Here is a 24,061-nt window from a genome sequence, read left to right as displayed (position 1 = left end):
GCCGCGCCTTTCGGCGTGATCACTACTTTAGCGGAATTCCTCGTTGACGCATAATCACGTCACGGTCGAATTTCGGCATGCCGAAATTGGTCCCGATGAGGGGCCGTGCAGTAGTGGTGTGCCGCGAAGCGGCGAATGGTCGCCTCGAACCTTTCCGGCTCTGTGGCAACTCGAAGAACTTACACGATCCTATGGATGCGGCACGACTCGGGGGGGTACGTCTGCGGTGGTTTCGTGCTGTCCCGGTCCGCTGGGGCGCCGAACCTCCTGGTCACGGGAGGGGCTCAGCTGTCCTCCCGCTCCGCCGAAGGTTCGCCGCTCTCCAGGAGGTGCGCCGAGCGCCGCCGCTGCGGCGGTGGCCCACAGTGCCTCGGCGCTCCGCCCAGACCACGGGTCAGGCGCCGTTCGTCGCCTTCTTCTCCAGCACCACCACGCACTCCACGTGATGCGTCATCGGAAACAGGTCGAACGCCCGCATCCGTCGCGGGCCATATCCCGCCTCCGCGAAGTACTTGAGGTCGCGGGCGAGGGCTGCCGGGTCGCAGGCGACGTAGGCGATGCGGCGGGGGGTGAGGGAGGCGAGGTGGTTGACGGTCTTCTTGCCGGCGCCGGCGCGGGGCGGGTCGAGGACGATGAGGTCGACGTCGGTGATGCCGGTGCGGGGGAGGATCGCCTCGACCTTGCCGTGTTCGATGCGTACGCGGTCGAGGTCCTGGAGGTTGTGGCGGGCGTCGTCGACGGCACGCTTGCCGGATTCGATGCCGAGGACCGCGCCTTTGTCGCCGACGCGTTCGGCGAGAGCGCCCGCGAAGAGGCCGACGCCGCAGTAGAGGTCGAGGGCCATATCGCCCTTCTTGGGCATCAGGCCCTGCATGACGGCCTCGACGAGGAGGTCGGCGGCCTTCGGGTGGACCTGCCAGAAGCCGCCGTTGCCGACCCGCCAGGTGCGGTCGGCGGCGCGCTCGCGGACGAAGGGGCGGCCGTGCACGCGGTGGACACCGCCGTCCTTCTCGCCGATGCGCAGGACGGAGACCGGCTTGTCGAGTTCGACGATGGGGAGGCGGCCGCCGGGGCGGGGGGTAAGGATGACCTGGCGGTCGTGGGAGCCCGTGGCGGCGATCGCCTCGACAGCGGCCATCTGGGGCCACTCGCGCTTCTCGATGCCGAGTTCGGAGACCCCGGGGGCGGCGATCATGCAGTGGGTGACCGGCTCGATGTCGTGCGAGCGGTGCTTGCGCAGGCCCGCGTGGCCGTCGGCGTCGACGGCGTACTGGACGCGGGTGCGCCAGGCGGGGACCTCACCCTTGGCGACCTTGTCGCCGGGGGCGGGCTCGACCGTGCCGTCCCAGTGGGCGTCGTCCGGCGACAGCCCGGCCAGCCGTTCCAGCTGTTCGGCGATGACCGAAGCCTTCAGGCGGCGCTGGGCGCCGGGGGCGGCGTGCTGCCAGTCGCAGCCGCCGCACTTGCCGGGGCCGGAGAAGGGGCAGGGGGCCTCGACCCGGTCCTTGGAGGGGGTGAGGATCTGCACCGCGTCGGTGCGCAGGAAGCGCGCGCCCTCCTCGCCGTCGGTGACGCGGGCGATGACCCGCTCGCCGGGCAGGGCGTGCCGTACGAAGAGGACCTGGCCCTCCTCGGTGCGGGCGATGCAGTGACCGCCGTGTGCGACCGGGCCGACCTCGACCTCGTACTCCTCGCCGACCAGCGATTTCTTCGGTTCTGCCTGCATGGCGGGAGGACTCCTGTGGTGGGTGGTGCGGGGCGAGACGAGGGCGGTACGGGGCGCGCGGTACGGCCGGACCACCCTCTGTACGGCGGGACGCCGACCGTCAAGTCTACGTCCCGCCGTGCCGTGTCCTGCCTCGGTCCCGTGCTGCTGTGCCGGGGCCGGCCGGGCCTCCTGCCGAGCGCGCCCTCGCCGGGGCATGCGGCCCGCCGCTGGATCTCACGCCTCGTCGGGGCCGCGGCCCACCGATCCTCGCCGGGGCCTCCCGCTGCCCGTGCCGCGCCCCGCTGCCGCTGCCGCGCCGCCCCGGTGTCCTGCCGGGGCGGCGGTGCCCCTACTTCTTGGTGGCCGCCTTCTCCTTCTTCGGCTGGGCGACCGGGCCGCGGCGGACCGCACCCGGGGCGTTCCACTCCGCGCGCTTGCGGGCGCGCTGCTTGGCGGCCTCGGAGGAGTCCAGCTGCCAGGGCACGGAGGTGACCATGACGCCGGGGGTGAAGAGCAGGCGGCCCTTGAGGCGGAGTGCGGACTGGTTGTGGAGAAGGTGCTCGTACCAGTGGCCGACGACGTATTCGGGGATGTAGACGGAGACCGCGTCGCGCGGGCTCTCCCGGCGCAGCGACTTGACGTAGTCGATGATCGGCCGGGTGATCTCTCGGTACGGGGAGGCCAGCACCTTCAGCGGCACCTCGATGCCGCGGCGCTCCCACTCCTCCCGGAGGGCCTTGGTGTCGGCCTGGTCGACGTCCACGCTGACCGCTTCGAGGCTGTCGGAGCGCATCAGCTTGGCGTAGTTGAGGGCGCGCAGGGTGGGCTTGTGCACCTTGGAGACCAGGACGAGGGAGTGCACCCGGGAGGGGCGGACCACATCGTCGTCGGGGGCGTCCTCGGCGGCGATCTCGTCGGCGACCCGGTCGTAGTGGCGGCGGATCGCGGACATCGTCACAAAGAAGATGACCATGCCGAGCAGCGCCACCCACGCGCCGTGGGTGAACTTCGTCAGGAGGACGACGACCAGGACCAGGCCCGTGAAGAAGGCACCGAAGGCGTTGATGGCGCGGGAGCGGTGCATCCGGCGGCGCTTGGCCGGGTCGGTCTCGCCGAGCAGATGGCGGTTCCAGTGGCGGACCATGCCGGTCTGGCTGAGCGTGAACGAGACGAAGACGCCGACGATGTAGAGCTGGATGAGGCGGGTGGAGTCCGCGCCGTAGAGGTAGACGAGGATCGCGGCGGCGCCGGCCAGCAGGACGATGCCGTTGGAGAACGCCAGGCGGTCGCCGCGGGTGTGCAGCTGGCGCGGCAGATAGCGGTCCTGGGCGAGGATCGAGCCGAGCAGCGGGAAGCCGTTGTAGGCGGTGTTGGCCGCGAGGAAGAGGACCAGTGCGGTGGCGGCGGCCAGGATGATGAAGAGGAAGGAGCCGTTGCCGAAGACGGCGGAGGCGACCTGGGAGATGACCGGGTCCTGGGTGTAGCCGGCCCCGATCGGCTTGCCGTTCTGGAAGAGGTCCTTGGCGGGGGTCTCGGCCATCCGTACGTGGGTGGCCATGGCCAGGCCGATGATGCCGCAGAACATGGTGACGGCCAGCCCGCCCATGAGGGCCAGGGTGGTCGCGGCGTTCTTGGACTTCGGCTTGCGGAAGGCCGGGACGCCGTTGGAGATCGCCTCGACGCCGGTGAGCGCGGCGCAGCCGGAGGAGAAGGCCCGCAGCATGAGGAAGACCAGGGCGAAGCCGGCCAGGCCGCCCTGTTCCGCGTGGATGGTGAAGTCGGCGGTGGGGGCCTTCATCGTGTCGCCCAGGACGACGCCGCGGATCACACCCCAGATGATCATGATGAAGACGCCGGCCACGAAGACATACGTCGGGATCGCGAAGAGCTTGCCCGATTCCTTGACGCCGCGCAGGTTCATCAGCGTGAGCAGCACGATGATGGCGATCGCGCACAGGGTCTTGTGCTGGACGACGAAGGGGATCGCGGAGCCCAGGTTCTCCACCCCGGAGGAGATGGAGACCGCGACGGTCAGCACATAGTCGACGAGCAGCGCGCTGGCGACGGTGAGACCGGCCTTGGGGCCGAGGTTGGTGTTGGCGACCTCGTAGTCACCGCCACCGCTCGGGTAGGCGTGCACGTTCTGCCGGTACGACGCGACGACCGTGAACATCAGCACCACGACCGCGACCGCGATCCAGGGGCTGAAGTTGTACGCAGACACACCCGCGACGGACAGGACGAGCAGCACCTCGCCCGGCGCATAGGCCACGGAGGAGAGCGGGTCGGAGGCGAAGACGGGTAGTGCGATGCGCTTGGGAAGCAGGGTCTCCCCGAGCTTGTCGCTGCGCAGTGCGCGCCCGATCAAGATCCGTTTGGGCACGTCGGTCAGTTTGGACACGCAGAGGATGCTAAGCCTTCGTCAAGGTCTGCGCCCACCCGCTACCGGATCGGGTGGCGTCGGCGGAGCCCGCGATGCGGCGGGCGGGACGCGTCCGCCCTGCTGAGGGGCGCATCGCGGCCGGTCGCCTCCACAGGATCCGCACGTCACGCGCACGGGGCGGCCCCGGGGGGGGCGTCTCCGTGGCGTTCGTCACGGGGTGAGGCGGTCCGTCATGGAGTTGACGCGGTCCGTCACGGGAATGACGCGGTCTGTCACGAGGAGGGGTGGGAGCTGTCATGAACTGACCTGTCCCGTCACGGAAAGTGACGGGTGAGTCATCCCTGGCGGGCGGCTCCGGCTCCGGTGTCCGCGGCCCGGTGGCGCCGGACGTGCAGATCGCCCAGCCCCTGCCGGGTGGCCACCAGCAGCACCCGGTCCTGTGGCCGCAGGACATAGCCGTCGCCGAGTTCGTGCACCAGGTGCGCCGGCTCGCGCTCCGCGTCGGGCGGTGGCGCGGCGGCAGCGTCGTCCGGCTCCGGATCGTCGGGGGCTGAGGTGTCGACCGCCAGCACCCGCAGCCGCCCCGGCCGCAGCACCTCGGCGACCGTACGGCCCTCCAGCGCCACATGGCCGCGCACCTCGACCCGGGCGACCAGCAGCACCCGGCGTTCGACGGGGATGGCGCCGAGGATCTGGCGGCCCATCATCGCTCCGGCGAAGGCGGGCGCGGCCAGGTAGGTGACGCTCCGGCTGCGGGTCAGGGCCCGCGGATGCGCGGCGCGCAGGGTGCGGTAGACGGCGGTGGCGAACCGGTCGTCGAACAGCCGCAGCGTCACCCGCAGCCGCGGCTTGACCGAGCGGGCATAGAGGGCGGCCTCCAGGTTGGTGGTGTCCTCGCTGGTCAGAGCGAGCAGGGTGGCCGCGCGCTCGATCATCGCGGCTTCCAGGACACCTTCTTGTGTGACGTCCCCCAGCACGGTCGGCACCCGCAGCCGGCGGGCCAGCGCGATGCCCCGTGCCTCGGGGTCCCCTTCGATGCACACCACGGGGATGCCCATCTCGTGCAGCCGCGCCAGCACCCGGGTCCCGACCTTGCCGAGGCCGAGCAGCACCACATGCCCCGACAGGCCCCGGGGCGGACGGCGCAGGGCCGAGGCGCTGCGGAAGGTGCCGAGCCCTTCGAGCGCCGCCGCGACCAGCACCGGCAGCAGCAACAGCCCGGTCAGCCCGGACAGCAGCTGCAGCACCTTGCGGGGCGTCGGGTCGTGGATCGCCGGGTCGTTGATCGCGAAGAGGTCCAGCAGCGAGAGGTAGGCGGCGTGCACCGGATCCTCACCGGTGGTCAGCCAGCCGGCGACGGCCAGCGCCAGCACCGCTCCGACGACCCCGGCCAGCGACCAGCGCAGCCGCCGGGAGAAAAGCGAGGCGAGTGGCGCGCCCCGGCCCCGCAGTCCGCGGGGGCGCACCGGCCGCCCCGTATAGGAGACGGTCTCCAGGACGACGGTTCCGCAGCCGACGGCGGCCGAGGCCGCGGTGTCATCCGGGAGAAGTACGGGGCCCTCGTGTCCTGCCGCCGAACTCGGTGCGTCCTCGGGGTCGTTGGCGGCGGCGGAGAGCAGCGCCAGGGTGCACAGCCCCGGAGTGCCGGGCCGGCCCGGCGGCACCGGCGCACGCTCCACGGCGCGCAGCAGCAGCCCGTCCGCCTCGATGACCTTGCTGGTGCCGGCGACCGCGGCAGCCGCCAGCGCGGGGGCCACGGTGTCGGCGTCGGACAGCACGGTCGTGGAGGCATCGACGGCCTCCGCGTCCCCGGCGTCGTCGGCGCCCAGGGCGGCGACCGCCGCCGCCTGGTCCAGCAACTCCTCCAGATGCTGGCCGAGTTTGCGGTTGTAGAGCCGGATGACCAGCCGCAGCCGCGGGTTGAGCCGGCGGGCCCGCAGCGCGGCGTGGATGTTGAGCTCATCGTCGTCGTAGACCAGCGCCAGGGCGTCCGCCTCGGCGACACCGGCCGCGGCCAGCGCCGCATCGTCCGGCTGGGCCGCCTCCAGGAGCCGTACGGTCTCCTCCGGCGCCTCCGCGTCGTCGTCAGGGCCCTCGGGCGGCAGCGCCGTCGTGCGCGTCATCGCCGCCGACATCCGGCCCAGCAGCGCGGTCGCACGGTCCAGCGCACGGGCCGGCGGCGGGATCCGGGGCCGGTGCGATTCCCGGGCGGTGGGGACGACGAGCGTCACCCGTTCGCCGTAGACGTCCCGGAGTTCGGCGGCGAGCCGATGCGCCAGCGCATCGTCGCCGCAGACCACCATGTGCGGGGTGCAGTGGCCCTGTTGGGGCTGGAGAGGCAGGTTGGGCACACCTCGTAGCGTGCCTTACGGGCGCCGCGCGGCGCAGCCCGGCGCGGGAGGCGCGGCGCGGACGGCGCGGATCCGCATCCGACCACGGCCCACCGCGCCCCCTACCAGGAGCGCCATTACGGCTACGGTTGTACCGGACCACGGTGCGCCCAGCGCTCCCGCTGCCGCACCCGGTTCTGTCACGAGCCGTGGCTCCGTGTCGCCGGTACTGGGAGAAGAAAGTAGTGAGCAGGGTGTTTGTGCAGGTCAGCGCGCTAGTACAGGGCACGGGGTAATCAGCATGCACATCGTCATCATGGGGTGCGGGCGCGTGGGCTCCGCGCTTGCGCAGACCCTGGAGAGCCAGGGTCACACCATCGCCGTGGTGGACCAGGACCCGACGGCGTTCCGTCGTCTGGGGTCGTCCTTCGGCGGCCGCCGGGTGACCGGCGTCGGCTTCGACCAGGACACCCTGCGCGAGGCCGGCATCGAGGAGGCGGGCGCGTTCGCGGCCGTCTCCAGCGGTGACAACTCCAACATCATCGCCGCCCGGGTGGCCCGTGAGATGTTCGGTGTCGAGAACGTCGCGGCCCGTATTTACGACCCGCGCCGCGCCGAGGTCTACCAGCGCCTGGGCATCCCGACCGTCGCCACCGTCCGCTGGACGGCCGACCAGATGCTGCGCCGGCTGCTGCCCTCGGGCGCCGAACCGCTGTGGCGGGACCCGAGCGGTGGCGTCCAGCTCGCGGAGGTGCACACCTCCCCCTCCTGGGTCGGCCACAAGATCAGCACCCTCCAGGAGGAGACCGGCGTCCGCGTCGCCTTCCTCACCCGGCTGGGCGAGGCGATTCTGCCGACCTCGCAGACCGTGCTGCAGGAAGGCGACCTAGTGCACGTCATGATGCGCACCGACGAGGTCGAGAAGGTGGAGGCGGCATTCGCCACGGGTCCTGAGGGAGCGCACGCATGAGGGTCGCGATCGCAGGCGCAGGCGCGGTGGGCCGTTCCATCGCGGGCGAGCTGCTGGAGAACGGGCACGAGATCCTGCTCATCGACAAGGCGCCGACCGCCATCTCGGTCGAGCGGGTGCCGCTGGCGGAGTGGCTGCTGGCCGACGCCTGCGAGATCACCTCGCTGGACGAGGCGGCGCTGCAGCGCTGCAACGTCGTCATCGCGGCGACCGGCGACGACAAGGTGAACCTCGTCGTGTCGCTGCTCGCCAAGACCGAGTACGGCGTGCCGCGGGTGGTCGCCCGGGTCAACAACCCGAAGAACGAGTGGCTGTTCAACGAGTCCTGGGGCGTCGATGTCGCGGTCTCCACGCCGCGTCTGATGTCGGCCCTGGTCGAGGAGGCGGTGAGCGTCGGCGATCTCGTCCGGCTGCTGCGCTTCAGCCACGGTGACGCCAACCTCGTCGAGCTGACGCTGCCTCCGGAGGCCGCGCTGGCGGGCACCCGGGTGGGCGATGTGGAGTGGCCCGAGGACACCTCCCTGGTGACGATCATCCGCGGGACGCGGGTGCTCACGCCCAACAAGGAGGACGCGCTGGAGGCCGGTGACGAGTTGCTGTTCGTCGCGGCCCAGTCGCGCGAGGAGCAGTTGGAGGATCTGCTGTCGGTGCGGCGCGAGGACGCGTAGCACCGGCCGGTGGTCCCGCCGGTGGGTGCCCCGGCGGGACGTCCGACGGGGCACCCGACACCCACGTGAAGCGCCCGGGGCCCGGGAACCGCTTGGTTCCCGGGCCCCGGGCGCAGATGTGTGCGGTGTCGGCCGCCCGTCCCGTCAGCGGCGGTGGCGCGCCCGCCGCGGCCGCTCGTCGGCGGCCTCCGCCACGACCTCGGACGCCATCTCCTGGTAGAGGTCCTCGGCGACCCCGTCCAGTACTGCGCGCTCGCCGCGGCGCCGCTCCTCCGCCTCCTTTTCAGCCTGCTCCTTGGCCTCCATCTCGGCGAAGACGTCGATCGGCGGCGGTGCCTTCGCCAGGAAGACCCAGGTGAGGTAGACGGCGAGCAGGAACGGCGGGATCTTCAGCGCGATCAGCACCCAGCCGAGCTGGGTGGTGTCCGCCCACCAGTACAGCGGGAAGAGGATCGCGCACTTGGCGAAGAGGATCAGTCCCCAGGCCCAGCTGGCCTTGGCGTACGCCTTCTTGCGTCCCGGGTTGCGGGTGCGCCAGGAAAGGTTCTCCTTGAACACCGGCCCCAGGATCAGCCCGATGAGCGGGACGCCCGCGGCCGTGGTGATCATGTAGGCGAGGGACAGTCCGAGGGTGTAGAGCATCCCCGGCAGATAGAAGTCCTTGGCGTTGCCCGTCATCATCGCGAAGACCACGCCGAAGACCACCCCGAAGACGCCGCTGAAGGCGTGCTTGACGGTGTCCCTGCGGACCAGGCGCACGGCCGCCAGCACCAGCGAGACGGCCAGCGCGGCGATCGCCGAGGTGTGCAGATCCTTGTTGATGGTGAAGATCGTGACGAACAGCAGGCCGGGGACCACGGTCTCCACCATGCCGCGTACCCCGCCGAACGCCTCGAACAGCGCCGCCTCGGTCACCTGCCTGTTGTCGGCATCTGTTCGGTCGCCCGGCTCGGGCGAGGGGCCTGCGGGGGCGTCGGGGCCGCCCTCCGCGTCAGTGGTCGGTCGGTCGTGAGACGTCACCGGCTACTCCTGTCCGAGCGGTCGGAGTTCGTACTTCGGATTGAAGAGCACCCGGCGTCCGTGGCTCAGGGAGACCCGGCCCGAGGCGATGAGCTTTCGGCCCGGCTCGATCCCGACGATGGAGCGGCGGCCGAGCCACACCACGTCGAGCGCCGCGGAGCCGTCGAAGAGCTCCGCCTCGAGCGCGGGCACACCGGCGCGCGGCCGCAGCGTCACATGCCGCAGGGTGCCGGTGACCTTCACTATCTGCCGGTCGTCGCAGTCGCAGATACGGGTGCACCCCGCGTCCTGCGCATCCTGCTGCAGCTCGGCGGACTGCAGCTCCTCCTCGGAGGAGGACAGCCTGTCGAGCAGCCGGCGGAATCGGCCGGCCGGCTTCTCGGAACGGGTCCCAGCACTCATAACCCCAGCGTACCGGTGGCCGGGGCCGCGGATCACGGTCCGCACACGGACTTCGTACCCGCCTCACAAAGCCGCGTCCCGCCGCGGGGGCCGGAGCCCGGCCGCGCCCCGCCGTCTCACTGCTCGAAGCGGTACCCCATCCCCGGCTCCGTGATGAAGTGCTTCGGGTGCGAGGGATCGCTCTCCAGCTTGCGGCGGAGCTGGGCCATGTACACCCGCAGGTAGTTGGTCTCGGTGCCGTACGAGGGGCCCCAGACCTCCTGGAGCAGCTGCTTCTGGCTGACCAGCCGGCCGGCGTTGCGGACCAGGACCTCCAGCAGATGCCACTCGGTGGGGGTCAGCCGGATGTCCCGGCCGCCGCGGTTGACCTTCTTCGCCGCGAGGTCGACGGAGAAACCTTCCGTCTCGACGATCACCTCGTCCTCGGCAGGCCCCGTCGGCTCGGCCCGGCGCACCGCCGCCCGCAGGCGGGCCAGCAGCTCGTCCATGCCGAACGGCTTGGTGACGTAGTCGTCCGCGCCGGCGTCCAGCGCCTCCACCTTCTCGTCGGAGGTCTGCCGCGCGGAGAGCACCAGGATCGGCACCCGCGTCCAGCCCCGCAGCCCCTTGATCACCTCGACGCCGTCCATATCGGGCAGACCGAGGTCGAGGACGATGACATCGGGGTGGCGGGCGGCCGCGAGTCTGAGCGCGGTGGCCCCGTCGGGGGCGGCGTCGACCTCGTATTTGCGCGCCTTCAGGTTGATCACGAGGGCGCGGACGATCTGCGGCTCGTCATCGACCACAAGCACCCGGTTCACTGGCGTTCTCCTCGTGGTGTCGTCGGCCGGCGGGGCGGGCCCGCCGGGTGTGTGGTGAGGGTGGTCCGTGCGGCCCGGCTCATGTCGTGGCCCGGGCCGGAAGGCCGGGCCTGGCCGGCGGCATGCCGGGCGCGGCCCGGAGCGTGAGGACCATCGTCATGCCGCCTCCGGGGGTGTCCTCGGCGGCGAGCGTGCCGCCCATCGCCTCCGCGAAACCGCGCGCCACGGCCAGGCCGAGGCCCACGCCGGCACCGCGCGGAGCGTCACCGTAGCGCTGGAAGGGTTCGAAGATGCGGTCCTTGGCGCTGTCCGGCACCCCGGGGCCGCGGTCGGCGATCCGCAGCTCCACCCGGTCGCCGAGCGCGCTGGCCGAGACCAGCACCACCGCACCGTCGGGGCTGTATTTCACGGCGTTCTCGACGAGATTGGCCACCGCGCGCTCCAGCAGTCCCGGGTCGATGGCGACGATCGGCAGCTCCTCGGGGATGTCGAGGGTGACGCTGCCCTCGGGGACGCCGCCGAGCGCCATCGGCACCACCTCGTCGAGGTCGGTCTCACGGATCAGCGGAGTGACCGTGCCGGTCTGCAGCCGGGACATGTCCAGGAGGTTGCCGACCAGGTGGTCCAGCCGGTCGGCGCCCGCCTCGATGCCGGCCAGCAGCTCCGCCTCGTCCTCCTCGGACCAGGCGACGTCGTCGGAGCGCAGGGAGGTGACCGAGGCCTTGATGCTCGCCAGCGGGGTCCGCAGATCGTGGCTGACCGCGGCCAGCAGCGCCGTCCTGATGCGGTTGCCCTCGGCCAGCTCCCGGGCCCGCTCCGCCTCGCCGACCAGGCGCTGCCGGTCCAGTACGACGGCGGCCTGGGCGGCGAACGCGGCCAGCACCCGGCGGTCCTCGGCCGGCAGCACCCGGCCCGTCAGCGCCAGCGCCATGTGGTCACCCACGGGCATGTCGACATCCGCGTCCTCGGGGCGCATCAGCGGCTTGCCGTGGTCGCTTCCGGCCCGGCCCGCGCACGTCCACGGCTCGACGTCGCCGGCCCGCTCCAGCAGCGCCACCGTCTCCATGCCGAAGGTCTCCCGCACCCGCTCCAGCAGGGCGTCCAGGGTCGTCTCCCCCCGCAGCACGCTGCCCGCGAGGAAGGACAGGATCTCCGACTCGGCCCGCAGCCGGGCCGCCTGGTGGGTGCGGCGGGCGGCGAGGTCCACCACGGAGGCGACCGAGACGGCCACCGCGAAGAAGATCACGATGGCGACGATGTTCTTGGGATCGCTGACCGTGAGGGTGTGGGTGGGCGGCGTGAAGTAGAAGTTCAGCAGCAGCGAGCCGACCGCGGCCGACGCCAGGGCCGGCAGCTGCCCGCCGAGCAGCGCGGCGACGACCGTCAGGAAGAGGAAGAGCAGGACGTCGTTGGCCAGCCCGGGGCCGTTCGCCATGCCGGTCAGCAGCAGCGAGAGCAGGACCGGGCCGACGACGCCGACGAGCCAGCCGGCGAGGATCCGGGTGCGCCCCAGCCGCGCACCGCGCGCCACCGGCAGACCGCGGCCCTTGGCGACCTCGTCGTGGGTGACGATGTGCACATCGAGATCGGGCCCGGATTCGCGGGCGACGGTCGCCCCCACCCCCGGCCCGAAGATGTACTGCCAGGCCTTGCGGCGGCTGGATCCCAGCACGATCTGGGTGGCGTTGACCCCGCGCGCGAACTCCAGCAGCGCGCTGGGTATGTCGTCCCCGATGACGTGATGGAACGTGCCGCCCAGGTCCTCCACCAGCGTCCGCTGGACGGCGAGTTCCTTGGGTGAGGCCGAGGTCAGCCCGTCGCTGCGGGCGATGTAGACGGCAAGCACCTCGCTGCCGGACCCCTTGGCCGCCATCCGCGCCGCGCGGCGGATCAGCGTACGGCCCTCCGGCCCGCCGGTCAGTCCGACGACGATGCGCTCACGCGCCTGCCAGGTGGAGCGGATCGAATGCTCCGCGCGGTACTCCTGCAGATACTCGTCCACCCGGTCGGCGACCCACAGCAGCGCCAGCTCGCGCAGCGCGGTGAGGTTGCCGGGGCGGAAGTAGTTGGACAGGGCGGCGTCCACCTTGTCGGGCTGGTAGATGTTGCCGTGCGCCATACGGCGGCGGATCGCCTGGGGCGACATGTCGACAAGCTCGATCTGGTCGGCCCTGCGGACGATCTCGTCCGGCACGGTCTCGCGCTGGCGCACACCCGTTATCGACTCGACGACATCCCCGAGTGATTCCAGGTGCTGGATGTTGACGGTCGAGATCACATCGATCCCGGCTTCCAGCAGCTCCTCGATGTCCTGCCAGCGCTTGCCGTGGCGCGAGCCGGGGACGTTGGTGTGGGCCAGCTCGTCGACCAGCGCCACGGCCGGAGCGCGATCCAGGACGGCGTCCACGTCCATTTCGGTGAAAACCGTGCCGCGGTACTCCAGCTCCCGGCGCTGCATCTGCTCCAGGCCGTGCAGCATGACCTCGGTACGGGGCCTGCCGTGATGCTCCACGAACGCCACGACGAGGTCCGTGCCCCGCTCCATGCGCCGGTGTGCCTCGGACAGCATCGCGTACGTCTTGCCGACGCCCGGTGCCGCGCCGAGATATATCCGTAGCTTGCCGCGTGCCATGGCCCCATTGTCTTACGTGAAAGCCGCCCCCACCGGGCTGAACCTGCTGCGACCCTACCGACCGGACAAGCGGACAAAAGGGGCAGTAGGCGACTTGGCGGCCGGTCTTGACGCGACTCTGATACAGGCGGCGGGAGGAGCGGGCGGCCGGGGTTCATGGGGGTGGGCGGGCCTTCGGGCAGGCGGGCTTGGCGCGGGACAAGCTTGGGGGTGAGCTGGGTTTTGGGACGGGACGGGCTTTGGGGTGAGCCGGGCTTCGGGGCGGGACGAGCTTGGGGGTGAGCCGGGGCTTCGGGCTCGGACGGCCCCGGCGGCCCGGAAGGCCCGACTGCCTCCATGACACCGGTCGGCCCCACAGGGCGCCGGCCCAACCGCCCTTCCCTGACACCTCGCTGACAGGCGGACGACGGGACGGCGACGGACGGGCCCTGCGCTGCGGCTGTGTGGAGGGCGTCGGCGGCAGCGCGGACCGCCGCGGACGCGGACACGGCGCGGCCATGATGAACGCCCTGGAGCGGGTCATCCGCGGGGGCTACGACCTCGGCGCGCTCGGCGCCGCCGACGAGGCCGCCTCCTTCTACGCCGCCCGGGGCCGGCAGCTGTGGCACGGCCCGTCCTGGGCCCTCACCCCGGACGGCATCCGGCGCACCGCCGGCGAGGACGGCCGTATCCACGTCCTCCCCGCCCCGGCCACCCCCTCGATCTCGACACCGGCCTCACCTGCGACTGGCGCGACGGCGACGTCTGGTGAGGCCGGCACGCGCGCCTGTGCGCTCAGCCCTTGGCCCGGCCCTCCACCAGGTCCCGGAGCGCGAGGTTCAACTCCAATACGTTCACCCGCGGTTCCCCCATGAAGCCGAGGGTGCGGGCGTCGGTGTGACGCGTGACCAGCTGCCGCACCGTGCTGCCGGGCAGCTGGTTCTCCTTGGCGACACGGTCCGCCTGCAGTTGGGCGTACGCGGGTGAGATGTCCGGGTCGAGTCCGGAGCCCGACGAGGTGACGGCGTCCGCCGGGACCTTCGACTCGGGGACCCCGTACGTCTCGGAGATCCACTGCTTGCGCTCCTTCACCGCCTTGATGAGGTCGGTGTTGGTGGCGCCCAGGTTGGAGGCGCCGGAGACCTGGAGGTCGTACCGGGTGTTGACGCCGTTGGCCTTGTTGCTCCCCAGGCCCGCCGAGGGGCGCGGCTGGAAGAACTTCAGATCCGGAAGCGGGTTGCCGGCCTTGTCCTTGCCCTTGTCGTAGCGCTGGCCGAGCAGCGACGAGCCGACGGCCTTGCCGTGGGAGCGCAGCTCGGACCCGTTGGCCTGACGGGGGAACGCCGCCTGCGCCACCGCGGTGACCACCAGCGGGTAGAGCACCCCGCAGACCACGGTCAGGACGAGCAGGGCCCGCAGGCCCGCCCCGATCAACCGGGCGGTGTTGCGTACGGAGTTGTTCACGGCGGTCACCCGATTCCGGGGAGGAGAGTGAGGAGCAGGTCGATGAGCTTGATGCCGATGAACGGTGCGATCAGACCGCCCAGCCCGTAGACGGCGAGGTTGCGGCGCAGCATCCGGTCGGCGCTGACCGGCCGGTACCGCACGCCCTTGAGGGCGAGCGGCACCAGCGCGACGATGATCAGCGCGTTGAAGATGATCGCCGAGAGGATCGCGGACTGGGGGCTGGACAGCCGCATGATGTTGAGGGTGTCCAGGCCGGGGTAGGCCACCGCGAACATCGCCGGGATGATCGCGAAATACTTCGCGACGTCGTTGGCGATCGAGAAGGTCGTCAGTGCCCCCCGGGTGATCAGCAACTGCTTGCCGATCTCGACGATCTCGATGAGCTTGGTCGGGTTGGAGTCCAGGTCCACCATGTTCCCGGCCTCCTTGGCGGCCGAGGTGCCGGTGTTCATGGCCACGCCGACGTCCGCCTGGGCGAGGGCGGGGGCGTCGTTCGTCCCGTCACCCGTCATCGCGACCAGCTTGCCGCCGGCCTGCTCCCGCTTGATGAGGGCCATCTTGTCCTCGGGCGTGGCCTCCGCGAGGAAGTCGTCCACCCCGGCCTCATCGGCGATGGCCTTGGCCGTCAGCGGGTTGTCACCCGTGATCATGACGGTCTTGATGCCCATCTTGCGCAGCTCGACGAAGCGTTCGCGCATGCCGTCCTTGACGACGTCCTTGAGGTGGATGACGCCCAGGACCCGCGGGCCGCTCTCGTCCTCCAGGGCGACCAGCAGCGGGGTGCCGCCGGCCTGCGAGATGGCGTCGGTGAGCTGCTGGGCGTCCTCCGCGACGCTGCCGCCGCGTTCCCTGACCCAGGCGATGACCGAACCTGACGCGCCCTTACGGACCTTGCGCCCGTCGACGTCCACACCCGACATCCGGGTCTGGGCGGTGAAGGGGACCCACTCGGCGTCCGTCAACTCGCCCTGGTGGCGCTCGCGCAGTCCGTACTTCTCCTTGGCGAGCACGACGATGGAGCGGCCCTCAGGGGTCTCGTCGGCCAGCGAGGACAGCTGGGCGGCGTCCGCGACCTCGGCCTCGGTGGTGCCGCGGACGGGGACGAACTCGGCAGCCTGGCGGTTGCCGAGGGTGATGGTGCCGGTCTTGTCGAGCAGCAATGTCGATACATCGCCCGCGGCTTCGACGGCGCGGCCGGACATGGCCAGGACGTTGCGCTGCACCAGGCGGTCCATGCCTGCGATGCCGATGGCCGAGAGCAGCGCACCGATGGTCGTCGGGATGAGGCAGACCAGCAGCGCCAGCAGGACGATCATGGTCTGCTCGGCGCCCGCGTAGATCGCGAAGGGCTGGAGGGTGACGACCGCCAGCAGGAAGACGATGGTGAGCGAGGCGAGCAGGATGTTGAGCGCGATCTCGTTGGGGGTCTTCTGCCGTGCGGCCCCCTCGACGAGGTTGATCATCCGGTCGATGAAGGTCTCGCCGGGCTTCGTCGTGATCTTGATGACGATGCGGTCGGAGAGCACCTTCGTCCCGCCGGTCACGGCCGAGCGGTCACCGCCCGACTCGCGGATGACCGGAGCCGACTCGCCGGTGATGGCGGACTCGTCAACGGACGCCACCCCTTCGACGACATCGCCGTCACCGGGAATGACGTCCCCCGACTCGCACACGACGAGGTCGCCGATGCGCAGCTCGGTGCCGGGCACCCGCTCCTCGTCGCTGCCGCTCAGCCGGCGTGCCACGGTGTCGGTCTTGGCCTGGCGCAGGGTGTCGGCCTGCGCCTTGCCCCGGCCCTCGGCGACCGCCTCGGCGAGGTTGGCGAAGAGGACGGTCAGCCACAGCCAGACGGCGATCGCCCAGCCGAACCAGTCGGTGGGGTCCGTGCAGGCGAAGATCGTGGTCAGCACGGAGCCGACCTCGACCACGAACATCACGGGGGACTTGACCATCACCCGTGGGTCGAGTTTGCGCAGCGCGTCCGGCAGGGACGTGAGCAGCTGCCTGGGGTTGAAGAGACCGCCGCCCACACGGCCGTCGCCGGGCTGGTGCCCACGGGGGACGTCCTGGTGCGGAGCACGGGTCTCGGTGGCGGTGGACATGGAGCCGGACTCCTCCGGTTTCACGGGGACGGTCATGACAGCCCCTCCGCCAGCGGCCCGAGGGCCAGCGCCGGGAAGTAGGTCAGACCGGTGATGATCAGGATCGTGCCGACGAGCAGCCCGGCGAAGAGCGGCTTCTCGGTACGGAGGGTGCCCGCGGTCTCCGGGACCGGCTGCTGCCCGGCGAGCGAGCCGGCCAGGGCGAGCACGAACACCATCGGCAGGAAGCGGCCGAGCAGCATCGCCAGACCGATCGTGGTGTTGTACCAGGGCGTATTGGCGTTCAGGCCGCCGAAGGCCGAACCGTTGTTGTTGGCGCCGGAGGTGAACGCGTACAGCACCTCGGAGAAGCCGTGCGAACCGGCGCCCAGCGCCTTGGTGTTGAGCATCGAGCCCAGCGCGTCGGGCAGCACCATCGAGGCGGCGGTGAAGCCGAGCACCAGCGTCGGGGTGATGAGGATGTAGCAGGCGGCGAGCTTGATCTCGCGGGTGCCGATCTTCTTGCCCAGGTACTCGGGTGTGCGGCCGACCATCAGACCGGCGATGAACACCGCGATGACCGCCATGACGAGCATGCCGTAGAGGCCGGAGCCCACGCCGCCGGGCGCGATCTCACCGAGCATCATGCCGAGCAGCTGGATCCCGCCGCCGAAGGCCGTGAAGGAGGAGTGGAAGGAGTCCACCGCGCCGGTGGACGTGAGGGTGGTGGCCACCGAGAAGATCGAGGAACCGGCGATGCCGAAGCGGGTCTCCTTGCCTTCCATGGCGCCGCCCGCGGCCTGCAGGGCCGGGCCGCCGTGGGCGAACTCGGTCCACATCATCAGGGCCGTGAAGCCCAGCCAGATGACGCCCATCGTGGCGAGGATCGCGTAACCCTGCCGCACGTTCCCGACCAGCTTGCCGAAGGTCCGGGTGAGCGCGAACGGGATGACCAGGATCAGGAAGACCTCGAAGAGGTTGGTGAAGGCATCGGGGTTCTCGAAGGGGTGGGCGGAGTTGGCGTTGAAGTAGCCGCCCCCGTTGGTGCCCAGTTCCTTGATGACCTCCTGGGAGGCGACCGCGCCGCCGTTGGTCTGCTGGGAGCCGCCCATGAACTGACCGACCTCATGGATGCCCGAGAAGTTCTGGACGGCACCACAGGCCACCAGGACGAGGGCGCCGATGACCGCGATCGGCAGCAGCACCCGTACGGTGCCGCGGACCAGGTCGGCCCAGAAGTTGCCCAGCTCGCCGGTGCGGTTGGGGGTACCCCCTGCTCGAGCGGAGCCGAGAGCTCGGGGGAGGGCGAAGCCGCGGACGAGAGCGACGGCAACGGCCATGCCGGTGGCGGCGGAGACGAAGTTCTGCACCGCGAGACCGGCGGTCTGCACGACGTGGCCCATCGCCTGTTCGCCGCTGTAGGACTGCCAGTTGGTGTTGGCGACGAAGGACGCCGCGGTGTTGAAGGCCTGGTCCGGGCTGATCGACGCGAAGCCGAGGGACAGCGGCATACCGCCCTGGACGCGCTGCAGCAGGTAGAGGAAGAGCACCCCCGCCGCGGAGAACGCCAGGACGCCGCGCAGGTAGGCCGGCCAGCGCATCTGCGTGTCGGCGTCGGCACCTATGCAGCGGTAGACGGCCTTCTCGATCCGGAGGTGCCTGGGGGACGTGTAGACGGCGGCCATGTGGTCGCCGAGGGGGCGGTACGCCAGGGCCAGCGCCGCGATGAGCGCTGTCAGCTGGAGGACGCCCGCGAGAACGGGGCTCATGTGGCCCGCTGCGGCAGCAGCAGTCGACACCTCAGAACCTCTCCGGGAAGACGAGGGCGAGGACCAGGTAGCCGAGCAGGGCGACGGCCACGACCAGGCCGACGATGTTCTCCGCGGTCACAGCTTCGCCACCCCCTTGGCGACGAGAGCCACCAGCGCGAAGACCGCGATCGTGACGACGACGAAGGCCACATCGGCCATCGTGTGCTCCTAGTGGACGGGGCGGACAGGACCCCTAGAGCAAAGCGCCGTTCCGGCCGCCCGTGACCACTGTTGACGGCTCCCTTACGGCCATTGGCGCTCCCTTGACGACTTTCCTACGCATCGCGACCTGACCTGCACAAACACAGCGGGCCCGCACCCCCCGAAGGGGAGTACGGGCCCTGCTGACCGTCACGATCCAGCCGTAACCGGGGCGCCCTCACGCCGCCCGGCCGCCGGAGGTGTCAGCGGATCTCGGTGATCTCCGGTCCACGCTCCAGACGCTCCACACCACCGCCGAAACGCGACTGCTCGACCTGGTCCTGCTGCACGCCGTCCGGCACCATCTGGGCGTCGTCCGGCAGCTTCAGGACGATCGGGTCGCGGGGGGCCATCGGGCCCTCGCCGCGGATGATGACGGTGTCCCGGAAGATGTGTTCCAGCACGCTGGCGGCCTGCGGCTGCACCGCGCCCTGGCCGGAGATCACACCGCGCAGGAACCACCGGGGGCCGTCGACTCCGACGAAGCGCACGACCTGCACACCGTTCGTGCCGTCCGGCAGCTGTACGGGCACCTGGGCCCGCAGCTCCCAGCCCAGCGGGCCCTCGACCTCGTCGATGACACCGCCCTGCTGGGTGATGCCGGCCGCGATCTCCTCGCGGACCTCGCCCCAGATGCCCTCGTTCTTGGGGGCGGCGAAGGCCTGCAGCTGCACGGCGCTGTCCTGCAGCACCACGGTCGCGGCGACGATGGCGTCACCGGCGACCTCCACCCGGAGCTCCATGCCCTCGACACCCGGCACGAACAGCCCGCCGAGGTCGACCCGGCCCTCGCCGGGCTCGGAGATCTCCGACGCGTCCCAGGGACCGTCGGGGCGCGGCGCGGGCGGAAGATTGAGCCGCTGCTGCGGCGCCTCGTCCTCGTCGGCGTCGCTCACCGCGTGCTCGTCGAGCGTGGTGTCCTCGACCGACTCTTCAGGAGCCTCGTTCTTCTTGCGACGTCCGAACACGTCACTGTCCTTCCCGGTCGGCACCGACCGATGCGTATTCATTCCCGCCCGTGGAGCCGCCCACCGCCGCATGACCGCCGGTGGAACCGAATCCCCCCTCGGCCCGCGCCGAGCCGGGAAGTTCCGCCACCTCGTGGAAGCGCACCTTCTCGACCTGCTGGACGACCAGTTGGGCGATCCGGTCGAACCTCTCGAACCGCACGCTCTCGCGCGGGTCCAGATTGACCACGATCACCTTGATCTCTCCACGGTACCCGGCATCCACCGTCCCGGGGGCATTCACCAGCGCCAGGCCGCAGCGCGCGGCCAGTCCGGACCGCGGGTGCACAAAGGCCGCATACCCGTCGGGCAGCGCGATCGACACCCCGGTGGGCAGCACGGTGCGCTCCCCCGGCGCCAGCTCGGCGGCCTCGGTGGTCACCAGATCCACGCCCGCGTCGCCGGGGTGCCCGTACGCCGGAACGGGCACGTCCGGATCCAGCCGCCGCAGCAGCACGTCCACCGGATTCCGTCCCTGACTCATGGGTTCACCTCAAAGGCGCGCGCTCGCTTGAGCTGGTCCGGGTCGGACATCGCCGCCTGGATCTCCTCGGTCCTGCCGTTGTCGATGAAGTGGTCGACCTTCACCTCGATGAAGACGGCCTCGGCACGCACCGCGACGGGGCCGTCCGGACCGCCTATGCGCCCCACGGCCGTCGAGTAGATCTTGCGCCCGTGCACCGCGGTGACCCGCGCGTCCAGGTGCAGCACCGTGCCCAGCGGCACCGGCCGTACGAAGTCGGTCTCCAGCCGCCCGGTCACCGCGATCACCCGCAGCAGCCAGTTCAGCGAGCCCAGGGTCTCGTCCAGCGCGGTGGCCAGCACCCCGCCGTGCGCCAGGCCCGGCGCGCCCTGGTGGGCCTCCTTGACGGTGAACTCGGCGGACACGCTCACGCCGTCGCCGGCCCGTGCCTCCAGATGCAGGCCGTGCGGCTGGCCCGTGCCGCAGCCGAAGCACCGGTCGTAGTGCGCGCCGAGGAGTTCTCCGGGGGCCGGCGCGTCGGCATGCCGGACCGGAGCGGCGGCGTCCGCCGGTGGCGTCAGCCGCGCCCTGGGTTCGTCAGTTCCACTCACGAGGTCAGACCCTACCCGCGCGCGTAACGGGCCCGCGCCGCCGTGCCAAGCTGGAGCCATGCAGCCGTACGAAGAACGCCTCACCGCGCCCCGGTCCTGGTGGGTGATCGCCGCGATGATCGGCGTTGCCTGCGCCCTGATGCTGCTCCCCCTGGGGACGCTGTGGATGCTGGGCGGGCTGATCGGCGGAGCGGCCCTGTCCGCGGTGGCGGTGAGCTCGTACGGCTCGGTGCGGATCCGGGTGGTGGGCGGCGCCCTGATCGCCGGCGACGCGAAGATCCCGGTGACGGCACTGGGCGAGGCGCGGGCGCTGGACGCGGACGAGGCGCTGGCGTGGCGTACGCACAAGGCCGACGCCCGTGCGTTCATGCTGCTGCGCGGCTACATCCGTACCGCGGTGCGGGTGGAGATCACCGATCCGCAGGACCCGACGCCGTACGCCTATCTCTCGACGCGGACGCCGGAGCGCCTGGTGGCGGCACTGGCGGCCGGACGGGGCTGACCGGCGCGCAGGGGCGGGTCAGCCGCCCGGTGGCGGCGGGGCTTCCCCGGTCGGTTCGCCGGCCGCGGGGGCGTCCGGCGCGGAGGGGGGAAGGGCCTCCCAGGGGACCTGCTTCGTGCGCAGGTCCTTACGGATTTTCTCCGCGAGCTTTCTGGTGTCCCTGCGGTTCATGAACGCGCCGACGGAGGCGCCGATCATGAACGGGGCGAGGTTGGGGAGATTGCGCAGCGTGCGCTTCATGATCTGCTGGCGCAGCTCACGCCTCATCTGCACACCGAGGGCGACGTTGAGCGAGGCCGGTTTGGTGAGGTCGACGCCCCGTTCCTCCGTCCAGGACGTCAGATAGGCCATACCGCGCTGCCGGAAATTCCCGGCCGGCCGCAGGCCGTAGACCTCGTGCAGCTCGGCGATCAGTTTGATCTCGACCGAGGCGACGCCGGTGATCTCGGCGGCCAGCTCGGCCGGCATGGCGGGCGGTACGGGCAGCATCGCTGCCGCTCCGACGCCCGCTCCGACGGCCCCGGTGGCTGCGCAGGCGCCGACGACCAGCTTGTCGGCCAGGTCCTCGGGGGTCAGTCCGGGGAACTGGGCGCGCAGGATGGCGAGGTCACGGACCGGAACCCGCGGGGCGGTCTCGATGATCCGGTCGGCGATCACGGCCACTCCGGCCCGTACCCTGCCGCCGGTTCTTCCGGCGCCACGGCCGACCAGGGCCACGAACGAGGCCGTGCGGCCCCTCCCCCGCTCTCGGCTTCGCTCGAGCGGGAGGTGCCCCCACTGCAGTGCGCCGGTCGTCCGTTCCGCGGGAAGGGCGCTCGGGTCGGCGGGCACGGGCGCGGTTTCCTCGCGTGATCGTGCGCCGGCCGCCGAGCCTTCGACGCCCTTGGAGCCCTTGCGGAACGGGTTCACGCCTGCCACGGCGTAGAGCCGGACTCAGGCCGCGCAGTCGCGGCAGATCGGCTGCCCGTTCTTGTCCTCCGCGGCGAGCTGGCTGCGGTGGTGGACCAGGAAGCAGCTCATGCACGTGAACTCGTCCTGCTGCTTGGGCAGCACGCGCACGGCCAGTTCTTCGTTGGACAGGTCCGCGCCGGGCAGCTCCAGGCCCTCGGCCTGCTCGAACTCGTCGACGTCGACGGCCGAGGCGGACTTGTCGTTCCGCCGCGACTTCAGCTCTTCGATGCTGTCCTCGTTGAGGTCGTCGTCGGTCTTGCGTGGGGTGTCGTAATCCGTAGCCATTTTCGCTCTCCCCCTCTGGGTGTCTGCGGTGTCTCAGCGCTCGTAACGCGTGAGAGGCCGGACTTGTGCCCGACCTGAGGCGGAGATTTTGCCTCACATCAAGGTCTGTTACTCAATCGACACCCAACCGCACCCCTGAAGAGGTGATCGGTTTGGATGGCGATCAGGACCGTACACGGTCCGAATGTCGCACCTCGCGCAGCCCATCACCTCTACTTCCCGTGATCTCACCCCCCGGAAACCCGGACGTCCCCGGCATTCCGACAGGCTTTTTGATCACAGAGCGTAGATGGCCGGAAAATCGCGCCTGTGAGGCATCACACACGCACTGACCGGCGGGCGGACCGGTTCAATTCCGCGCAAAGCGAACTCGGCGAAGGATCCACGCCGACCCCCCTTGCCGTCAAACCGGCAGGCGAGGCGGTGTACGGCCGCGAGACGGGCGATCGTACGCACAGATGTCCGATGGCTGCCCAGGGGGGTGCACAGCGGCTCCAGCGGGCGTACAACCCCCCTGTGGCCTGCGTCAGAGCGGCAGGACGACCCGCATCACCAGTCCGCCGCCCTCACGGGGCCGGGCCGTGATCGTGCCGTCATGCGCACGCACCACCGAACGCACGATGGACAGCCCCAGCCCGACCCCCTTGTCACTCCCGGTCCGCTCCGTGCGCAGCCGCCGGAACGGCTCGAAAAGGTTCTCCACCTCATAGGCCGGCACCACCGGACCGGTATTGGAGACCACCAGCACCGCACACCCCGGCTGCGGCTGGGTCATCACCTCCACCCAGCCCTCCTCCGGCACGTTGTAGCGCACCGCGTTCTGCACCAGATTCAGCGCGATCCGCTCCAGCAGCACCCCATTGCCCTGCACGAACACCTGCTCCCGCACCCCCCGCAACGCCACCCCCTTGGCCTGCGCCTCCTCACGCATCTGCTCCACCGCCTGCGACGCCACCTCCGCCACATCCACCGGCTTCTTGTCCACGACCTTGTTCTCACTGCGCGCCAGCAGCAACAACCCCTCCACCAGCTGCTCACTGCGCTCATTGGTCGCCAGCAGCGTCTTGCCCAGCTGCGCCAGCTCCGGCGACGCCCCCGGATCCGCCAGCTGCACCTCCAGCAGCGTCCGGTTGATCGCCAACGGCGTCCGCAACTCGTGCGAAGCATTCGACACGAACCGCCGCTGCGACTCGAACGCCCGGTCCAGCCGGTCCAGCATCTCGTCAAACGTGTCCGCAAGCTCCTTCAGCTCATCATCAGGACCCCCCAACTCGATCCGCCGGTGCAGATCCGAACCCGCCACCCGCTGAGCCGTCCGCGTAATACGCCCCAACGGCGACAACACCCGCCCCGCCATCGCATAACCGAAAGCGAACGCCACCACCGTCAAACCCAGCAAAGCCAGCAGGGAGCGGTTGAGGAGGCTGTTGAGGGCCACCGCGCGCTGGTGCTGCAGGCACTGTTCGACGGCCTGCTGGAGCAGTTGTCCGGACGTCTCGGTGGGCAGGTCGCAGATGTCACTGGTCGACTGGAACTTCCCGCCGAGGATCTTCAGGGGCAGCGCGCTGCCGTCGTGCAGCGCGTCCGCGGCCAGCATGTAGATGATCGTCAGCAGCACGATCCCGGCCATCAGGAACATGCCGCCGTACAGCAGCGTCAGCCGTATCCGGATGGTCGGCCGCAGCCACGGGAACGGGCGGACATCGACCGGCCTGGGGTCCCAGGTCGGCTTGGGCGGAACGGGGGGCGGCGGGTTGGCCGCCTTGGAGAACGAAGGCAGGGAAGGCATC

The 24,061-nt window shown here is 70.8% G+C and carries 20 protein-coding genes; 3 read left to right on the top strand and 17 right to left on the bottom strand.

Going from position 1 to position 24,061, the window contains the following annotated elements; all coding sequences use genetic code 11:
- Positions 1-394: 394 nt before the first annotated feature.
- From ABZ851_RS29865 to ABZ851_RS29855, 3 genes are all read right to left on the bottom strand, one after another.
- Positions 395-1,726 (bottom strand): TRAM domain-containing protein, encoded by a 1,332-nt coding sequence (locus ABZ851_RS29865; protein WP_361133893.1) that lies wholly within the window; start codon positions 1,724-1,726, stop codon positions 395-397.
- Positions 1,727-2,057: 331 nt separating this feature from the next.
- Entirely contained in the window at positions 2,058-4,109 is a 2,052-nt protein-coding gene (locus ABZ851_RS29860; RefSeq protein WP_361133890.1) for an APC family permease, read from the bottom strand.
- Positions 4,110-4,426: 317 nt separating this feature from the next.
- Complete coding sequence (locus ABZ851_RS29855) at positions 4,427-6,394, bottom strand: NAD-binding protein (protein WP_361133926.1); 1,968 nt, start codon at positions 6,392-6,394, stop codon at positions 4,427-4,429.
- Positions 6,395-6,722: 328 nt separating this feature from the next.
- Between ABZ851_RS29855 and ABZ851_RS29850 the strand changes: the two genes are divergently transcribed.
- Entirely contained in the window at positions 6,723-7,391 is a 669-nt protein-coding gene (locus tag ABZ851_RS29850) for a TrkA family potassium uptake protein (protein WP_086721044.1), read from the top strand.
- Positions 7,388-8,059 carry a TrkA family potassium uptake protein gene (locus tag ABZ851_RS29845; RefSeq protein WP_030088864.1) on the top strand — a complete coding sequence of 224 codons (672 nt, stop codon included), beginning with the start codon at positions 7,388-7,390 and terminating at the stop codon, positions 8,057-8,059. Before ABZ851_RS29850 ends, ABZ851_RS29845 begins: the two co-directional genes overlap by 4 nt.
- A 144-nt stretch (positions 8,060-8,203) precedes the next feature.
- Here ABZ851_RS29845 and ABZ851_RS29840 read toward each other — a convergent pair whose 3' ends face one another.
- The 11 genes from ABZ851_RS29840 to ABZ851_RS29790 all read right to left on the bottom strand — a co-directional run bounded on the left by ABZ851_RS29840 (position 8,204) and on the right by ABZ851_RS29790 (position 20,533).
- On the bottom strand, positions 8,204-8,974 hold the full coding sequence (locus tag ABZ851_RS29840) for a DUF3159 domain-containing protein (protein WP_361133923.1): 771 nt from the start codon (positions 8,972-8,974) through the stop codon (positions 8,204-8,206).
- Positions 8,975-9,082: 108 nt separating this feature from the next.
- Positions 9,083-9,481: an OB-fold nucleic acid binding domain-containing protein gene (locus ABZ851_RS29835; protein WP_030088861.1), complete on the bottom strand. Its 399-nt coding sequence runs from the start codon at positions 9,479-9,481 to the stop codon at positions 9,083-9,085.
- Positions 9,482-9,597: 116 nt separating this feature from the next.
- The gene (locus ABZ851_RS29830) at positions 9,598-10,281 is read right to left on the bottom strand and encodes a response regulator (RefSeq protein ID WP_093491608.1); all 684 of its coding nucleotides are present in this window, start codon (positions 10,279-10,281) and stop codon (positions 9,598-9,600) included.
- 79 nt (positions 10,282-10,360) lie between these two features.
- Positions 10,361-12,913 (bottom strand): sensor histidine kinase KdpD, encoded by a 2,553-nt coding sequence (locus tag ABZ851_RS29825; RefSeq protein ID WP_361133885.1) that lies wholly within the window; start codon positions 12,911-12,913, stop codon positions 10,361-10,363.
- Positions 12,914-13,687: 774 nt separating this feature from the next.
- Positions 13,688-14,365, bottom strand: a complete 678-nt coding sequence (gene kdpC, locus ABZ851_RS29820) for a potassium-transporting ATPase subunit KdpC (RefSeq protein WP_361133882.1) — start codon at positions 14,363-14,365, stop codon at positions 13,688-13,690.
- Complete coding sequence (gene kdpB / locus ABZ851_RS29815; RefSeq protein ID WP_361133921.1) at positions 14,362-16,461, bottom strand: potassium-transporting ATPase subunit KdpB; 2,100 nt, start codon at positions 16,459-16,461, stop codon at positions 14,362-14,364. The genes kdpC and kdpB overlap by 4 nt, the downstream gene beginning before the upstream one ends.
- Before the next feature lie 32 nt (positions 16,462-16,493).
- Complete coding sequence (gene kdpA, locus ABZ851_RS29810; protein ID WP_361133919.1) at positions 16,494-18,209, bottom strand: potassium-transporting ATPase subunit KdpA; 1,716 nt, start codon at positions 18,207-18,209, stop codon at positions 16,494-16,496.
- Positions 18,210-18,240: 31 nt separating this feature from the next.
- Positions 18,241-18,330: a K(+)-transporting ATPase subunit F gene (kdpF, locus tag ABZ851_RS29805; protein ID WP_033264828.1), complete on the bottom strand. Its 90-nt coding sequence runs from the start codon at positions 18,328-18,330 to the stop codon at positions 18,241-18,243.
- Positions 18,331-18,655: 325 nt separating this feature from the next.
- Positions 18,656-19,420: a DUF3710 domain-containing protein gene (locus ABZ851_RS29800; RefSeq protein WP_361133879.1), complete on the bottom strand. Its 765-nt coding sequence runs from the start codon at positions 19,418-19,420 to the stop codon at positions 18,656-18,658.
- A gap of 1 nt (position 19,421) precedes the next feature.
- Positions 19,422-19,943: a dUTP diphosphatase gene (gene dut, locus ABZ851_RS29795; protein ID WP_088800457.1), complete on the bottom strand. Its 522-nt coding sequence runs from the start codon at positions 19,941-19,943 to the stop codon at positions 19,422-19,424.
- Positions 19,940-20,533: a PaaI family thioesterase gene (locus tag ABZ851_RS29790; protein ID WP_361133876.1), complete on the bottom strand. Its 594-nt coding sequence runs from the start codon at positions 20,531-20,533 to the stop codon at positions 19,940-19,942. Before ABZ851_RS29790 ends, dut begins: the two co-directional genes overlap by 4 nt.
- A gap of 58 nt (positions 20,534-20,591) precedes the next feature.
- Here ABZ851_RS29790 and ABZ851_RS29785 point away from each other — a divergent pair, with 58 nt between their 5' ends.
- Positions 20,592-21,035, top strand: coding sequence for a DUF3093 domain-containing protein (locus ABZ851_RS29785; RefSeq protein ID WP_361133873.1), 444 nt, complete (start codon positions 20,592-20,594; stop codon positions 21,033-21,035).
- 18 nt (positions 21,036-21,053) lie between these two features.
- Here ABZ851_RS29785 and ABZ851_RS29780 read toward each other — a convergent pair whose 3' ends face one another.
- The 3 genes from ABZ851_RS29780 to ABZ851_RS29770 all read right to left on the bottom strand — a co-directional run bounded on the left by ABZ851_RS29780 (position 21,054) and on the right by ABZ851_RS29770 (position 24,060).
- Complete coding sequence (locus tag ABZ851_RS29780) at positions 21,054-21,866, bottom strand: hypothetical protein (RefSeq protein ID WP_361133917.1); 813 nt, start codon at positions 21,864-21,866, stop codon at positions 21,054-21,056.
- A 102-nt stretch (positions 21,867-21,968) separates the two neighbouring features.
- Entirely contained in the window at positions 21,969-22,271 is a 303-nt protein-coding gene (locus ABZ851_RS29775) for a DUF4193 domain-containing protein (RefSeq protein ID WP_003982531.1), read from the bottom strand.
- Between the two features lie 526 nt (positions 22,272-22,797).
- Positions 22,798-24,060: a HAMP domain-containing sensor histidine kinase gene (locus ABZ851_RS29770; protein ID WP_361133870.1), complete on the bottom strand. Its 1,263-nt coding sequence runs from the start codon at positions 24,058-24,060 to the stop codon at positions 22,798-22,800.
- Between the last annotated feature and the right edge of the window lies 1 nt (position 24,061).

Source organism: Streptomyces sp. NPDC047049 (assembly GCF_040643995.1).
GTDB classification, from domain to species: Bacteria; Actinomycetota; Actinomycetes; order Streptomycetales; family Streptomycetaceae; genus Streptomyces; species Streptomyces mooreae.
This window is presented reverse-complemented; position numbering and strand designations above follow the sequence as displayed.

Coding starts and splice junctions, on each gene's coding strand:
- ABZ851_RS29775 (WP_003982531.1), bottom strand. CDS start 22,271: ATGGCTACGGATTACGACACCCCACGCAAGACCGACGACGACCTCAAC.
- kdpB (WP_361133921.1), bottom strand. CDS start 16,461: ATGTCCACCGCCACCGAGACCCGTGCTCCGCACCAGGACGTCCCCCGT.
- ABZ851_RS29785 (WP_361133873.1), top strand. CDS start 20,592: ATGCAGCCGTACGAAGAACGCCTCACCGCGCCCCGGTCCTGGTGGGTG.
- ABZ851_RS29825 (WP_361133885.1), bottom strand. CDS start 12,913: ATGGCACGCGGCAAGCTACGGATATATCTCGGCGCGGCACCGGGCGTC.
- ABZ851_RS29835 (WP_030088861.1), bottom strand. CDS start 9,481: ATGAGTGCTGGGACCCGTTCCGAGAAGCCGGCCGGCCGATTCCGCCGG.
- ABZ851_RS29850 (WP_086721044.1), top strand. CDS start 6,723: ATGCACATCGTCATCATGGGGTGCGGGCGCGTGGGCTCCGCGCTTGCG.
- dut (WP_088800457.1), bottom strand. CDS start 19,943: ATGAGTCAGGGACGGAATCCGGTGGACGTGCTGCTGCGGCGGCTGGAT.
- ABZ851_RS29865 (WP_361133893.1), bottom strand. CDS start 1,726: ATGCAGGCAGAACCGAAGAAATCGCTGGTCGGCGAGGAGTACGAGGTC.
- ABZ851_RS29770 (WP_361133870.1), bottom strand. CDS start 24,060: ATGCCTTCCCTGCCTTCGTTCTCCAAGGCGGCCAACCCGCCGCCCCCC.
- ABZ851_RS29855 (WP_361133926.1), bottom strand. CDS start 6,394: ATGGTGGTCTGCGGCGACGATGCGCTGGCGCATCGGCTCGCCGCCGAA.
- kdpA (WP_361133919.1), bottom strand. CDS start 18,209: ATGAGCCCCGTTCTCGCGGGCGTCCTCCAGCTGACAGCGCTCATCGCG.
- ABZ851_RS29845 (WP_030088864.1), top strand. CDS start 7,388: ATGAGGGTCGCGATCGCAGGCGCAGGCGCGGTGGGCCGTTCCATCGCG.